Raw genomic sequence first — 13989 nt, forward strand, 5'->3', positions numbered from 1 at the left:
AAGGACAGTGTAACCTGTAAAATTAAGCTTTCTTGCGTCCCTTAATACTGTAAAGCAGAGGGAATTCAGGACCATCCTCATCAAACACAAATTGGTTTTCAGCTATCGCTTTCATACCGTCAAAGCATGCATAAGGGCTATACGGGTATTCACAGACTTCTTCAATCTCTATGCCTGCTTTGATTAATGCGGTTATCACATTCGCTATCGGATGCGCCCATACGGCTATGGTTTGTTTGTCGTCACCAGCGTTTTCAGAATATGTAGATTCTTCTTCAATATCTGGTTGCGCTTTATGAAAGTAATCATAACCAAATTTAATATCTAAATAAGGGTGAAACTCAACAAGATGAATTTTACCGCCAGGTTTTAAGCACTTCGCTACCGTTTCAGCCCAATTATCCATGCTAGGCAACCAACAAAGCACCCCATACGAAGTGTACACAATATCGTAATGTTGCTGACATTGTGTTCCAAAGTGATATACATCAGAGCAAATAAAGTGAGCGTCTAAACCAGTTTGTTCTGCCAAGTTTTGTGCTTTTTCTACCGCAGTTGACGATAAATCAACGCCTGTTACCTTTGCGCCCAATCGCGCCCATGAAAGTGTATCTAAGCCAAAGTGACACTGCAGATGTAGCAATGATTTTCCGCTGACATCCCCTACTTGCCCTAGTTCAATAGCATGTAATGTCGATTTCCCATTGAGAAAACCATCAACATCATAAAAGGTTGAACTGAAATGTATATCTGTACGTGTATTCCACGCAGTTTTATTAATCGCTAAATAATCCGTCATTTCTTTTTATCCTAAGATTCTTCATCTTTATTTTGTCCTCAAACGCCACACCTTTGCAATTGCCACTGCGATCCAAAAGCCGTGATGCAGACAAAATAAAAAATTAACTATATTTTTCAGTTAATTAACACTATGTTAATGACAGCTATTGGTGATTGCGAAATAAAACTCACCTTATTGGCTGGAACAATAAAAAACAAAAATATGGAGTATACAATGAAAAAAGTAGTACTAGGCTTAGGTATGTTGTGTTTGTCTCAAGTAGCGAATGCTGCGGATATCAATTGCCGTGGCAAAGTGTCTTGGGTCATGGCAGATCATCCCAGCTGTGGTGAGTATATGGCTTTCAAAACTGAAGCCACCGGTGGCAAAGCTGGAAAATGGTTGTGCACTAAGTCTCACGCTGCTGGTGAAATGGCTGTAACAGCATTAACGAATGATAAAATCGTTGAAGTCTACGTAGAAGGTTCAGATGTAAATACCTGTGACGAGATTCCTCACTACAGAGAAATCAATTACATCATTATCAATCCATAAGCGATTATCTCAAGCAGAGCCTAAATTGCTCTGCTTTTCTATTAACTTAAAATTCATCAGCAAAAACCTACGTGTCGCCTATATTTATTGAAAAGGAAATATAGAGACATATAACATGGATAAGCCCCAAATTTTGTGGTCGCCCAGTGGCACTACACTGCCGTCGTTAGGCGCTCGTGCCTTAACTGATACGTCTGATGGTGATACGCCCAATATCCGCATGCCGATCCGCATGTTGTCTATCGACACTCCGGAAGTCACAGCAAAATCAGAAAAAGGTGCAGCACGTGTCGACGCTGAGTTTAAACAACTCGCCTTATGGATTAAAAACGGAGACGCCCCTGTTACCAAAACGTTCGCAAAATATATTGTGCCTAAATTAGACGAAACGGCCGCAGGTACCTTGCAATTTACACAAGGTAAGGAAGCTAGCGCCTTTCACAAGGCGATAGTGAGTAAACGGCTAACCAAGCCAAACGGTACCAAACGCAAATTATTTATCCGCAGCCCTAAACAGCCGTTCGATAGTTATGGACGATTACTTGCGTATGTGTCGCCATCCTATAGTACCCGTGAAATTTCAAGCATGACTCGACGTGAGCGCGCTACGTTTAATTTAGACATGTTAGCCAGTGGTTGGGCGGCACCCTTTATTTTGTATCCCACGATTCCCAATGAGGCTGATCTTCCATTATTTATCGAGGTCGTGACCGAAGCTATAAACGATAAGAAAGGTCAGTTCGCCGACTCCCTATCAATGCCGGGTTACGAGTACAGAATGTGTGAAAAGCTATACGATATTACTAAAAAACTCGTCAACGGAGAGTCAATATCGTATGCTAGAAAAACTGCTTGGCGATCAAGGTATTGCGCTGATATACGCTCTCGTGAACTGTATCAGCCAGAGGCCTATTTTAATGTGCCGGAGCCATATAGATTGTGGATTTGGCCGGATGATATTCAAGAAGCCATTGGCAAGCTAAACCTTATTCCCGAGTATTAGCATCATTTAACTCTGGATTCTGCTTTAGCGACTCAACTAATATAAAACAACAATATACTACGAATATGGATATCAAACTCTACATTGATTACTTCGACGAAATCTCTCATCTCGATAGAGACAAACAATTTGAGTTGTTAGAAAAAGCATATCGAGATGTTCTCGCCAGCCATAAAGTCCCACTCTTCAGTATTATCCCAACCATGTTTAGGTTAATGTTTTTAGTCTCTATGCTCTGCGCAAGCTATTTTTTCTTTGACATGGCAATTTGGTCGATTGTGGTAGGTACCCTTTTAGGACTCTTAATGGCCAGAGTTGCTATTACAGAAGTAAAAGACAGTATGCTTAAAAAGGCATTGAAACCTCATCTTGAGTTGCTAGACTAGCAGCGCTCTTGTCTTGAGCAAAGCTAACAGGAGGTAGGCTTGTTTCAATCCATAGTTAACCACAGTAAAACCATCATCTCAGCGGTTGTTATAGGGGTTATCATTACCCTACTCACCACACTTATTCTCGATTACATATACGCTGAAACTGGGCCCGATGAGCATCATCAACCAAGTGATATTGCGGGCAGTAAAGCTATTCCGCAATTATGGTCACACCATAAAATCTTAAACATGAATGCAGCCGAATGTTCAAACAAGGGAAAAACGACACTAAGTAACATGAAATTCACTCAAGTCGTTCAGAATGATAACTATGTATATGGCAACTTAAGTGGCAATCGAGCCGCAATAAAATGTGTGGCATTAGAAAACAAGGCTTTTGTTTATCTCGCTGTTGCTGGTCGTAATGTAGAAGATGTAGAACAACTCAGAAATCAAATCGCCTGGGCGTTCTAACCAGACAAAAAATACATGCAAATTCGGTTCTACTTGGTATACAATCCCGCGGCTTAGCTTTTCAGACAACACTCTAACGTAGACAAGGATGAATACATGAGTACTCACATGAATAATTTGCTTGCTGTTGAGCTACAGCAATTTGAGCAAGAGTATAATCGCGCAAAATCGGGCTTAAAAATTGGCCTTGTGACTGGCGCTATCACCATATTAGTACTTGTTATCGGCTCTTTATTATCAACCTCAACGATTCACATTCTCTCCAATACTATGATTATCGCCACACTGTACTTCATCGCCATTGGTGCTGTTTTCTATTTCAGTTATGTATACCAACAGATCACTGATATCAAAGAAGATTTAGACACCCTCAAAGAAAAATTAGACGACCACGACTCGGCCCCAGAAAACTAGTTTTTTGCTATACCGTTAAAAAACTTACGACACTTGAGAGCTTAGCATATGCACAAGCTGGCTGAGCTCTATATGCGTTTTAACGCGCGCTCTTACAATAGGTGGACTAACGGGTTTGGTAATGTAATCCACAGCCCCGAGTTCAAAGCCTTTTTCTTCATCTTCGACAGATGATTTTGCCGTAATAAAGATCACGGGGATATGCGATGTCTCAGGATGAGCTTTGAGATCGGTTATCACTTCATAACCATCAACTTCCGGCATCATGATATCAAGTAAGATTAAATCAGGCTGCTCCTTTGCACGCGCAATTTTCAGTGCATCAACACCATTAGTGGCTACTTTTACTTGGTAGTCACCACCCAGTATATCGACCAATAAGTCGAGGTTACTCGCGACATCGTCAACTACTAATACCGTCGATTTTTCCATTACAACGCACCTATCCTTTGTCTTTAATAAATGAGTATTGGTTAAATGTTATTCTTAAATTCAATCTACGTTTTTCGATAAGACAAATCAACGCAACTTCCATATATTGTTTTAGTTGACGCTACTTAACGGAGAAATACTTTCAAAATTGGAGGCTTAATAGCGTTCTCTTGTCGCGGTGCCGACAGCACGAAAGAGGGAAAAAATGCTTGTTTCCCTCTTTCAACCCCCTCAGCATCCAACTTAAACGCAGCATAAGTTCTGCTTAACAAAATGTCTGAATGAATTATTAATATCAGCTATTGTTGGCAGGGCGCCAGCAAAGTGAAATAGCACAAGGAAGCGCTATCTGATCGTAAGCCCGAATATTGATTGATGAATGAAGTTACACATTTTGCAGCAGCGCCATAGGGTTCCATAGGGAGAGCGGCGCAAGCGTCCCCTTGGGTGCTATCGCCACCGTGACAACTATATGGCCTTAACCAACACCTTAGACTTCCGTTGATAGTTATACATCTGCTTCTTTTCCTCAGGCAGATCATCAACTGAGGTTTCAACAAACCCTTGCTCTCTAAACCAATGGCCACTCACTGTAGTCAACACAAACAACTGCTCGAGTTTTTGACGTTTTGCAAATGCTTCCACCGCCGCAATTAATCGTTCACCACGATTACCTTTGCGATAATCAGGGTGAATGACGACACAAGCAAGTTCGCCCGTATTTGAATCTGGATAAGGATACAAGGCAGCGCAGGCGATAATAATGTCTTCTTTTTTCAACACGATAAAACGGTCGATTTCCGTCTCGAGTAACTTGCGTGATCGGCGAACTAAAACGCCCTCTTCTTCTAGCGGTTGAATGAGTTCTAGAATACCACCAACATCATCAATCGATGCCGTTGAGATGTGCTCTTTGTGATCTTTCGCAATTAGCGTTCCCGCGCCGTCTCGGGTAAATAGCTCTTGCAGTAAAGCGGTGTCACTGCGATATGAAACACAATGACAACGCTCTACGCCGTTTTCACCGCTTTGAATTATGGCGCGTAGTAACAATTGACGGACATGATCGGTTTCCTCTTCACCGTAATCGTCTAACAATTCTTTGACTTTACGTACACTACAACTGCGAATTAGGCTGCCATCAGTGTCAATCAGGCCGTCATCTTCTGTGAACGTGATAAGCTTATCAGCACCCAATGATATTGCTGTTTGGGTCGCGACATCTTCCAACGCTAGGTTAAATACCTCCCCCGTTGTTGAGTACCCTACGGGAGAAAGCAGCACAATCGAGCCAAAATCAAGTTGGGTATTAATCCCTTCTGTATCAATACGACGCACTAACCCAGTATTCTTAAAATCGATACCGTCTTTTACACCAATAGGTCGAGCAATAACAAAGTTTCCGGTACTGACGCGAATTTGTGAGCCATGCATGGGTGAATTCGCTAGCCCCATGGTCAATAGTGCTTCAATGTGAACACGCAACGAGCCAGTCGCATCTTTCACCGCCATTAGTGTCTGTGGGTCAGTAATACGTAAGTTTTTTTCAAACTGCTGATCTACACCCAGCAACTCAGCACGCTCGGCGATCTGTGGACGCGCGCCATGCACGATAACCAGCTTTACGCCTAAACTGCGAAGCAAAGCGATATCATGAATAATATTGGCAAAATTAGCATGCGTTACCGCTTCTCCACCAAACATCAAGACAAAGGTTTTGCCGCGGTGCGCATTGATATAGGGCGCTGCATTGCGAAACCATTTAACGTAGTCTGTATCCTTGTTTACCACGACTGCTTTCAACCTTACTTCTTATTCGCTACTTACTACTACGATTGACTTGGTAAGCCATCGCGACTTCGTCTACTGGATTTTTGTGTGGACTAGGCTCACTGTCTTCAATGATATTGTCTGCTAACGACGACTTTTCGATGGTGATAAAGCCCAACTTCTCAAAGTACTGAGGAATATAAGTGAGTACGATGATCGTCTCTAGTTCCATCCCATGGGCGAATTCCAACAAGTATTGCGTCAACGCCTGCCCTTGACCTTGGCTGTGATATTGCTCGTCGATAACCACGGAACGAATTTCTGCCAACCCAGGTTCGTAGATATAAAGTGACGCACATCCCACGACCACACCATCCATTTCTGCGACAACAAAGTTTTGCACGTCGTGAATAATGTTTTGGCGCGTTCTCGGCAAGATTTCACCTTTATCAGCCCAAAAGTCGACAAGTTGATGGATTTTATCAACATCTGACATACGCGCACGACGCACTGACATGGCCGCTGCTTTTTGCGCATTTAAACGCTGTTGCACTTGCTTAAGTGCTGTTTTGACTTGTTGTTTCCCTGGTGCACCAACAACCTGCTCATTCAAGATGTCAGCTTGGCCCTCTTGAATTTGCGCCAGTGCTTTTTGCACTTGACTTCTCGACGTACCGCCAAGCGCTTCACGTTTGTCTAGCGTCGATTCAATCGACAAATGTTGATAAACATCTTGCTCAATTTTGTCGCTAAATGCTTGCAGTTGAGTCAGGGTTAAATCTTCGAGCGGACAGCCTTTATCAATCGCGGCCAACACCACCTCACCAACTATATGATGGGCTTCACGAAACGGAATATCTTTACTCACTAAATAATCTGCAAGTTCCGTCGCATTAGCGTACCCCTGTTGCGCAGCCGCCAAGGTTCTTGCGCTATTTACTTTGAGACCATCAACAACCAAAGTCGCCATTTCCATACATTCCTGCCACGTATCAAGCGCATCAAAAAGGCCCTCTTTGTCTTCTTGCATGTCTTTGTTGTATGCAAGCGCTAACGCTTTCATGGTAGTGAGCATGCCAGTTAACGAACCAAAAACACGGCCCGCTTTACCACGAATCAATTCACAGGCATCCGGGTTCTTTTTCTGTGGCATCAATGACGAACCAGAGCTCACTAAATCAGACATTTCTACAAAACCCGCTTCACCGGAATTATAGAAAATAAGGTCTTCTGCAAAACGCGACAAATGCATCATGCTAACGCTGGCAGCAGAAAGAAGCTCTATCACATGGTCTCTGTCTGACACAGCATCTAGGCTATTGAGGGTAGCCTTTCTAAAACCTAAATTTTGCGCTAGCTGCTCACGATCGATTGGGTAAGCCGTGCCAGCTAATGCACCTGAGCCTAATGGTGAAGTGTCTGCCCTATAAAGTGCATCTTTTAGACGACCGATATCACGGTTAAACATTTCAACATAGGCAAGGCACCAGTGTGCAAAAGTCACAGGTTGCGCACGCTGTAAATGGGTATACCCCGGCAATACCGTACCTGCTTCGCGTTCAGCCAGTTTCATCAGCGCTTCTTGCAAGGTCACTAATGCAAATAGCAAGTCACCGCCTTTTTCTTTGCACCATAGTTTTAAGTCCGTCGCGACTTGGTCATTACGGCTACGACCAGTGTGTAGTTTTTTCCCTAAATCACCGGTTTTTTCAATCAGCTGAATTTCCACCCAGCTGTGAATATCTTCAGCGTCTGACGCTAAAATTTGTCTCGGATTTTCTTCCACCGACGCTTTTAGCTCCAGCAGTGCTGACTCCAAACTTGCAAGCTCATCATCAGACAACACGCCAACGCCATTTAGTGCACCTGCCCAAGCAATAGAACCCACAATATCTTGCACCGCCATACGGTAATCTACCGGTAGTGAGTCATTAAACTTTTTGAACTGAATGCTCGCCTTTTCTTTAAACCGGCCACCCCATAATGCCATGTCGCTTCTCCTAACCTATGCGCTATTTCTGTGTTTGCTGATTCATTGCAGTAATTCTGCTCGACAAGCTGAACAAACGAATAAAGCCTTCCGCATGTTGTTGGTCGTACACGTCATCAGCACCAAAGGTTGCAAACTCTTCAGAGTATAGGCTGTTTGGCGAACGGCGCTGCGTGACAGTAGCAGTTCCTTTGTATAGCTTAACGACAACATCACCCGTCATGTTTTCTGCAAATGACGCCGCTGCCGCTAATTGTGCTTTTGCGAGCGGTGTAAACCAACGACCGTCATAAATCACATGTGAAAACTCAAGGGCAACTGACTCTCTAAATTTCAGCGACTCCTTATCAAGGATAAGTGATTCTAAGCCTTTGTAGGCAGCCATTAGCACTGTGCCGCCAGGTGTTTCATAACATCCACGAGACTTCATACCAACAAGGCGATTTTCAACAATATCAATTCTGCCTACGCCATGTGCGCCAGCTTTATCGTTCAAGTAAACCAAAGAGTCATACGCAGATAACTGCTGTCCATCAACCGCAACTAGCTCACCTTTGTCAAAACTTAGCTCAACTGTTTCTGGTGTATCTGGCGCGTCCATTGGATCAACGGTCATAGTCCATACTTCTTTAGATGGTTCACACCATGGGTCTTCCAACTCACCACCTTCATGAGAAATATGCCAAGCATTGGCATCACGGCTGTAGATTTTCGTAAGTGATGCTGAACAAGGAATATCACGCTCTGCTAAGTAGTCTAATAAATCCTCACGCGACACCATGTCCCACTCACGCCACGGCGCAATCACTGTAAGGTGCGGCGCAAGCGCAGCAAAACAAGATTCAAAACGCACTTGGTCATTACCCTTACCTGTGCAGCCATGACATACCGCATCAGCACCGACTTTTAGTGCAACTTCAACATGTGCTTTGGCAATGACAGGACGCGCCATCGATGTCCCCAATAAATATTGGCCTTCGTAAACTGAACCCGTTTTTAAAATAGGGTAGATGTAATCTTTGACGAACTCTTCTTTGAGATCGACAACATGACATTCAGATGCACCTGACGCTATCGCCTTTTCTTTGATGCCTTCGAGCTCTTCATCACCCTGCCCCACATCAGCACAGAACGCGACAACTTCACAACCATCATAATTTTCTTTTAACCATGGAATAATTGCTGATGTATCAAGACCACCTGAGTATGCGAGTACCACTTTTTTGATTTGTTTTTTCTTTGCTAAAGCCATTTTCTTTTACCTTTAAATCTTAAATTCTGTTCAAAATCGTTAGATGCAATCTTCTACTAGGCGCCCAGCAACGTTACCAAGACGGCATTTTGGGCCCACATTCTGTTTTCTGCCTGCTGGAAAACCACTGAGTATTTTTCATCGTCGAACAATGCTGTCGTGATTTCTTCTTCCAAGTGGGCTGGCTGGCAGTGCATAACAACACTGGCGCCAGTGTTTGCCATTAACTGATGATTAACTTGATAGGGCATAAAGGTGGCAAGCACATTGTCTTTATCTTGGTCGTCTTCATTACCCATCGAAACCCAAGTATCAGTGTAAATAACGTCCTGAGAACCCAAGGCATCCATATCAGTAGTGTGTGTAAATATTGCTCCTGAATGAGACGCAATGGTTTTCACTTTATCGATCATGGCAGCAGAGGGACCGCAACCTGTCGGTGTGACTAGCGTGAAAGCTACGCCTAACGTGGCAGCCATTAACATCAGCGAATTGCTTACATTGTTTGCATCGCCAATGTACGCAACCTTAACCTCGGATAAGTCGTCAAATTTCTCAGAAATAGTGACAAAGTCAGCTAGCGCTTGGCATGGGTGATACAGGTCGCATAATGCGTTTATCACAGGTACAGACGCATGTTCTGCTAAGCCAACAATTGACTGATGGTCAAACACCCGGGCAACAATGGCGTCTGCGTAGCAAGAGAGGTTTTTTGCGTAGTCGCTAACCCGCTCACGTTCACCCAGTTTGCCATTTTGTTGACCTAAATAAAGTGCATGTCCACCGAGCTTAGCAATGCCGATATCAAAGCTTACATGCGTTCTCAACGAAGGTTTTTCAAAAATCATAGCGACTGATTTTCCTGCTAGCGCGCTAGCAAAGTCAGCCGGTGAATTTTTGATTGTTTTTGCGAGTGAAATCAGATCTAAAATTTGTTGTTTAGACTGCAAATCATCGGCTAAAAAATGTGAAAAAGTCATCAATTTTCCTAAAAGTATCTCGTTAATTCGTAAAAGTGTTTTGTTGTAGGCATGAGCCTATTGCTCAAGACTACGTGTTGCTGATTAAGCAGCTCTTCGTGGAATAATGCGGGTGCCTATGCTTGCGCCAGCTAACAAATTCAGAATTTGTTCAGGCGCTTGCCAGCTGGCAACCGCGATACTTCGTCGTAATTGATTTGCCGCATGAAATGCAGCGTTTACCTTGGCTGTCATCCCCCCAGAGATAACCCCTTCAGCGATTAAATTATTAGCATCTTTCTCAGTGAGATCAGACAGATACTTACCTTTACCATCCATCACCCCGTCAACATCGGTCAGTAGTAATAGTTCAGCGTTTAATAGCTGACAAATCGCAACCGCAGCATCATCGGCATTCACATTAACCAGTTGACCGTTAGCCAACGCCCCAATTGATGATATGACAGGTAAAAACTTTGCTTTTAATAAGCTGTCGAGCAGCTTACTGCTGTTCGCTACAGGCTCACCCACTGCACCTAAGTCATTAGCATTTAACGTGCAGGACACCATATTGCCGTCCGTTAAAGACAAACCAACAGCGGTTATATGTGAGGCATTGGCTTTAGCAACAATAGCTTTGTTAACATTACCAGCCAGTGCGCCACTAATAATCGGCATTTGTTCTTGAGGGGTAATTCTCAAACCGTTTTTCTTTTCCGTCGTAAAGCCGGCTTGGCTGAGCATGTCATCTACAACACAACCACCGCCATGAACAATAACAACAGGTTGATTTTTTAACTGACCAATAACGGATAAAAGACTATCCAATGCACCTTCAGTTTCTAAAATCGCGCCGCCTATTTTGATGACTAAAGGTTTCATGCAATGGCTCCTTGTAATTGAGGCACTAATCCATAGTGTGTCGGTAACCCTAATGTGGCATTCATACATTGCACCGCTTGTGATGCAGCACCTTTAAGTAAGTTATCTATAGCTGTGGTGACCACTAGCACCTGCTTTTTCTCGTCATATTGCCAATGAATATCCGCAAAAGGTGTGTGTGCCACATCGTCAATTTGGGGCCAAGTAGCTTTAATTCTGACGAGCGGCTGTTCTTGATACGCGTTTACAAAAGCTTCATTAACCTGCTCTGTCGTTACGCCTTTTTTCAAATTCAGAGTAACGGTGGTCAACAGACCCCTTTTGTAAGGAGCAAGATGCGGATTGAATATCACCTGCGTACCCGCTTCTTGTGAAATTTCTGGTTGGTGACGATGCTGTAAAATATTGTATGGACGTAAACTGACTTCATTAAAGCTCGTTGCTAATGATGCTTTTCTACCTGCGCCACTTACACCGCTGACACCATTAACAACAATTAGACCATTGTTTTGATGTAAGCCCGCCGCAGTAATCGGCTTCAAAGACAACAAGCTAGCTGTTGGGTAACAGCCGGGAACGGCAACAAGTTTGGTTGACGTAAAATCAGCAGGGAACCATTCCGCTAAACCATATTTAGCATTTGCTACAGCCTGCGGGTACTGGTGCTCGAACCCATAATACGTGGGATAGTCAGCGGTATTTTTAAGACGAAAACCACCAGAAAGGTCGTAAACGTTTACGCCTTTGTCGACAAACGCTTGTGCCCATTGAGCGCTGAATTCATGCGGAGTAGCAAAAAAAACCGCATCTAAGGTTTCGGAAACAGTGTTAAACCAGTCTTTCGAAAAAGACTGAAGGGGTACATCACAGATCCCCTGCCAGCGAGCAAATAACTCAGAAAATAATGATCCATTGGAAGTACTGTTTTCCGACACCACTAGATGCGATATCGAAACTTTATCGTGTTGAGCTAGCAAGCCAATTAGCTCTGCTCCTACATAACCACTTGCGCCTATAACTGCGACATTCATAAAAAACACCAAAAATTGCAATTGTATTCAAAATATAACTTTCAACCCGAACACTTATTGTTCGATTTAGTTAACTGAAACAGGGGTTTTGTTACCTGTTTCGCGATTAAAAATGACTTAACATCGTCGAATAATTGAATACTTCATTGTATTTCCGTTGTGCCCTTATAGAAGGTTAATTACATCGATGGGTGCAAGGTACCACTCAATGAATTTTTATGCAACTATTTAACATAAATATTATTCAGGATATATTGTGACGATTCATAGACGGCACAGATTAGCTGTTGATGAAGTTACATTTCATCTATCAAGTGAATGCACAAAAAAATCCATTAATACTTTGAGACATTAGCCACAGATACATGACTAATGAGAAGGTGTGTTTAAGAGCTTCAGAAAATCGAGGGTAACGGCAGAGAAACTACTTTCCCTCCGAAATAGATTGTAAGTATTTACTTACTGCTTTTATTCCATAATTTCTGATTTTCTTTAATAGAAAAAAACTCTCGCGGGTGCCAGCAACGTGGAATAAGGTCAAGCTCTATACGCTCTTGATAATTCGAAACCAACTTTTCCAAAATTTCTTCTAACCGCGCACGGCTGATTGAAGCCAATCGTTTAGCTGACTCTGGAAAGTACAGGTTTTCTGATTTGTGAATACGGATATCTGAGCCGTAACTGATAAAGGTTAATTGCCTAGTAGCAATTCTACATTCTGGCTCTTCTGGGTTTTCAGGATAGAGATGGTTAACTATTGCATATTCGTATCGCTCTAACGAATGACCAGCGGCGTCTACAGCTAAGTAGGTAACCCCATAGCCTTGCGGGAACATACCCGTAATTTGATAAAGGCTCTCGACTACCTTTTCACTGCATTGGCCGCGTTCAGCGTTTTGTCGAAGCACTTGATAAACCTTAGGAATCAGCTTGTATTTATAACTTGGCTTGGTCGATAAAACGATAGACACATAAATTTGTGGGACTTTCAGTAAATTCCCTAAGCCTTCTTTCGGCGTGATAGCGCTACGCAGCAGTTCTTTCATAAACTTAAGCTTGCGAACTTCCTGCTTTTCAAACACTTCACGGTCTTTCTTTGAGTTTCCTAAATAGCGCCCTTGCCCTATCCCCTCAACAAGATATTTGACCGTTTCGCGATAATTGATTTGCAGTAATGATTTTCGCTCGTCTATTTCAAGCGTGCGATAAGGGTCAAGTGATTTATCTTTGCCATACAATATGTCTTGGGCATTCGGGTGATAATTACCGATGTCCTGTAAAATAGCCGCTTTCAAAACAGGCACTTTTACTTCATGAACAAAGGTTGCATAAGCAGCTTCATCCATGCGCTTAAAGTCTTTGTAGTTGTCTAACGTATACTCGCCTAGGAAGTGCTTGATATATGCGTGGTTAGTGCCGCCATCAATAATGAGCTTGTCGAGCAAGCGTAATGTTAGCACGCCTTTATAGAGTGCTTTATGAAGCTCGTTGGTTTGCGCTATTTGACTTCCTTCAGTGTGACTTAGCAGCTGAATGGTACCTAGCACTTGTGCGGATTTTCGATTGGTTTCAGCAAACGTTTCACCCTCAGTGAGCTCTAGGATGTCGTAACACAGTAAATTTAAGCGCTCACTGCGCTCAGAGCGATCAAATTTTTGAAGCTGTTCGAATTCAGCTCGTTCATTGTCGAGGGTAGCTACTTTACGTTCTATCTTCGACGCTTTGCTGCCATCATCTTTATCAGACTCCTCAGCATATTGGTGTGCGCGTTGAGCAAAATCATTATTGGCTTTTTCTATGTCTGATTGCGCAGCAAAGTATTCAAGTGCACCATCAATCGTTGCATCTTTGATCGGACTTGGTTTGAACATGCGATCAATGATGCCAACAACTTGGGTAGTAATAAGTGACTGATGGGTTTTCTTTTTCATACCAACGTTAATGGTTATTGAGGCACGCTAATTTCACGTAAACATAAGTGAAAACTAGAAAAAACTCAAACTTCTTGATGTGGTAATTTGTAAAGTTAACATAGCCGATGAGGCTTCCTCGGCTATGTTAGGCGGTAACATCGA

13 protein-coding genes and 1 pseudogene are annotated in these 13989 nt (G+C 43.0%); 5 read left to right on the forward strand and 9 right to left on the reverse strand.

All coding sequences use genetic code 11. From position 1 onward, the window contains the following. Nucleotides 1-22 precede the first annotated feature (22 nt). Nucleotides 23-799, reverse strand: coding sequence for a class I SAM-dependent methyltransferase (locus ACFSJY_RS04425; RefSeq protein WP_386031517.1), 777 nt, complete (start codon nt 797-799; stop codon nt 23-25). Between the two features lie 216 nt (nt 800-1015). Here ACFSJY_RS04425 and ACFSJY_RS04430 point away from each other — a divergent pair, with 216 nt between their 5' ends. The 5 genes from ACFSJY_RS04430 (at nt 1016) to ACFSJY_RS04450 (ending at nt 3598) form a co-directional block, all read left to right on the forward strand. Further along, complete coding sequence (locus ACFSJY_RS04430; RefSeq protein WP_386031519.1) at nt 1016-1336, forward strand: hypothetical protein; 321 nt, start codon at nt 1016-1018, stop codon at nt 1334-1336. A 115-nt stretch (nt 1337-1451) separates the two neighbouring features. Then, nucleotides 1452-2339 (forward strand): thermonuclease family protein, encoded by an 888-nt coding sequence (locus ACFSJY_RS04435; RefSeq protein WP_386031521.1) that lies wholly within the window; start codon nt 1452-1454, stop codon nt 2337-2339. Nucleotides 2340-2404: 65 nt separating this feature from the next. Next, the gene (locus tag ACFSJY_RS04440; protein WP_386031523.1) at nt 2405-2725 is read left to right on the forward strand and encodes a hypothetical protein; all 321 of its coding nucleotides are present in this window, start codon (nt 2405-2407) and stop codon (nt 2723-2725) included. A 39-nt stretch (nt 2726-2764) separates the two neighbouring features. Continuing rightward, nucleotides 2765-3184 (forward strand): hypothetical protein, encoded by a 420-nt coding sequence (locus ACFSJY_RS04445; RefSeq protein ID WP_386031525.1) that lies wholly within the window; start codon nt 2765-2767, stop codon nt 3182-3184. A gap of 96 nt (nt 3185-3280) precedes the next feature. Then, on the forward strand, nt 3281-3598 hold the full coding sequence (locus tag ACFSJY_RS04450; RefSeq protein WP_386031527.1) for a hypothetical protein: 318 nt from the start codon (nt 3281-3283) through the stop codon (nt 3596-3598). A gap of 30 nt (nt 3599-3628) precedes the next feature. Here ACFSJY_RS04450 and ACFSJY_RS04455 read toward each other — a convergent pair. The 8 genes and pseudogenes from ACFSJY_RS04455 to ACFSJY_RS04490 form a co-directional block, all read right to left on the reverse strand. Continuing rightward, a pseudogene (locus tag ACFSJY_RS04455) lies at nt 3629-4030 on the reverse strand (response regulator); the annotation flags it as partial. 468 nt (nt 4031-4498) lie between these two features. After that, nucleotides 4499-5821 carry an amino-acid N-acetyltransferase gene (gene argA, locus ACFSJY_RS04460; protein WP_386032220.1) on the reverse strand — a complete coding sequence of 441 codons (1323 nt, stop codon included), beginning with the start codon at nt 5819-5821 and terminating at the stop codon, nt 4499-4501. A gap of 28 nt (nt 5822-5849) precedes the next feature. Next, complete coding sequence (argH, locus tag ACFSJY_RS04465; protein WP_386031529.1) at nt 5850-7790, reverse strand: argininosuccinate lyase; 1941 nt, start codon at nt 7788-7790, stop codon at nt 5850-5852. 22 nt (nt 7791-7812) lie between these two features. Next, a complete protein-coding gene (locus ACFSJY_RS04470; protein WP_386031531.1) occupies nt 7813-9042 on the reverse strand; it encodes an argininosuccinate synthase in 1230 nt (409 codons plus the stop codon). A 56-nt stretch (nt 9043-9098) separates the two neighbouring features. After that, nucleotides 9099-10022, reverse strand: a complete 924-nt coding sequence (locus ACFSJY_RS04475) for an ornithine carbamoyltransferase (protein ID WP_386031533.1) — start codon at nt 10020-10022, stop codon at nt 9099-9101. 84 nt (nt 10023-10106) lie between these two features. Then, nucleotides 10107-10883 carry an acetylglutamate kinase gene (gene argB, locus ACFSJY_RS04480; RefSeq protein ID WP_386031535.1) on the reverse strand — a complete coding sequence of 259 codons (777 nt, stop codon included), beginning with the start codon at nt 10881-10883 and terminating at the stop codon, nt 10107-10109. Next, nucleotides 10880-11914: an N-acetyl-gamma-glutamyl-phosphate reductase gene (gene argC, locus ACFSJY_RS04485; protein ID WP_386031537.1), complete on the reverse strand. Its 1035-nt coding sequence runs from the start codon at nt 11912-11914 to the stop codon at nt 10880-10882. Before argC ends, argB begins: the two co-directional genes overlap by 4 nt. A gap of 455 nt (nt 11915-12369) precedes the next feature. Beyond that, the gene (locus ACFSJY_RS04490) at nt 12370-13845 is read right to left on the reverse strand and encodes a hypothetical protein (RefSeq protein ID WP_386031539.1); all 1476 of its coding nucleotides are present in this window, start codon (nt 13843-13845) and stop codon (nt 12370-12372) included. Nucleotides 13846-13989 lie beyond the last annotated feature (144 nt).

The sequence above is a fragment of the Thalassotalea euphylliae genome (genome assembly GCF_042682785.1).
Taxonomy (GTDB): domain Bacteria; phylum Pseudomonadota; class Gammaproteobacteria; order Enterobacterales; family Alteromonadaceae; genus Thalassotalea_F; species Thalassotalea_F euphylliae.

Coding starts and splice junctions, on each gene's coding strand:
- argB (WP_386031535.1), bottom strand. CDS start 10,883: ATGAAACCTTTAGTCATCAAAATAGGCGGCGCGATTTTAGAAACTGAA.
- ACFSJY_RS04435 (WP_386031521.1), top strand. CDS start 1,452: ATGGATAAGCCCCAAATTTTGTGGTCGCCCAGTGGCACTACACTGCCG.
- ACFSJY_RS04430 (WP_386031519.1), top strand. CDS start 1,016: ATGAAAAAAGTAGTACTAGGCTTAGGTATGTTGTGTTTGTCTCAAGTA.
- ACFSJY_RS04490 (WP_386031539.1), bottom strand. CDS start 13,845: ATGAAAAAGAAAACCCATCAGTCACTTATTACTACCCAAGTTGTTGGC.
- ACFSJY_RS04450 (WP_386031527.1), top strand. CDS start 3,281: ATGAGTACTCACATGAATAATTTGCTTGCTGTTGAGCTACAGCAATTT.
- ACFSJY_RS04425 (WP_386031517.1), bottom strand. CDS start 799: ATGACGGATTATTTAGCGATTAATAAAACTGCGTGGAATACACGTACA.
- ACFSJY_RS04470 (WP_386031531.1), bottom strand. CDS start 9,042: ATGGCTTTAGCAAAGAAAAAACAAATCAAAAAAGTGGTACTCGCATAC.
- argC (WP_386031537.1), bottom strand. CDS start 11,914: ATGAATGTCGCAGTTATAGGCGCAAGTGGTTATGTAGGAGCAGAGCTA.
- argH (WP_386031529.1), bottom strand. CDS start 7,790: ATGGCATTATGGGGTGGCCGGTTTAAAGAAAAGGCGAGCATTCAGTTC.
- ACFSJY_RS04440 (WP_386031523.1), top strand. CDS start 2,405: ATGGATATCAAACTCTACATTGATTACTTCGACGAAATCTCTCATCTC.
- ACFSJY_RS04475 (WP_386031533.1), bottom strand. CDS start 10,022: ATGACTTTTTCACATTTTTTAGCCGATGATTTGCAGTCTAAACAACAA.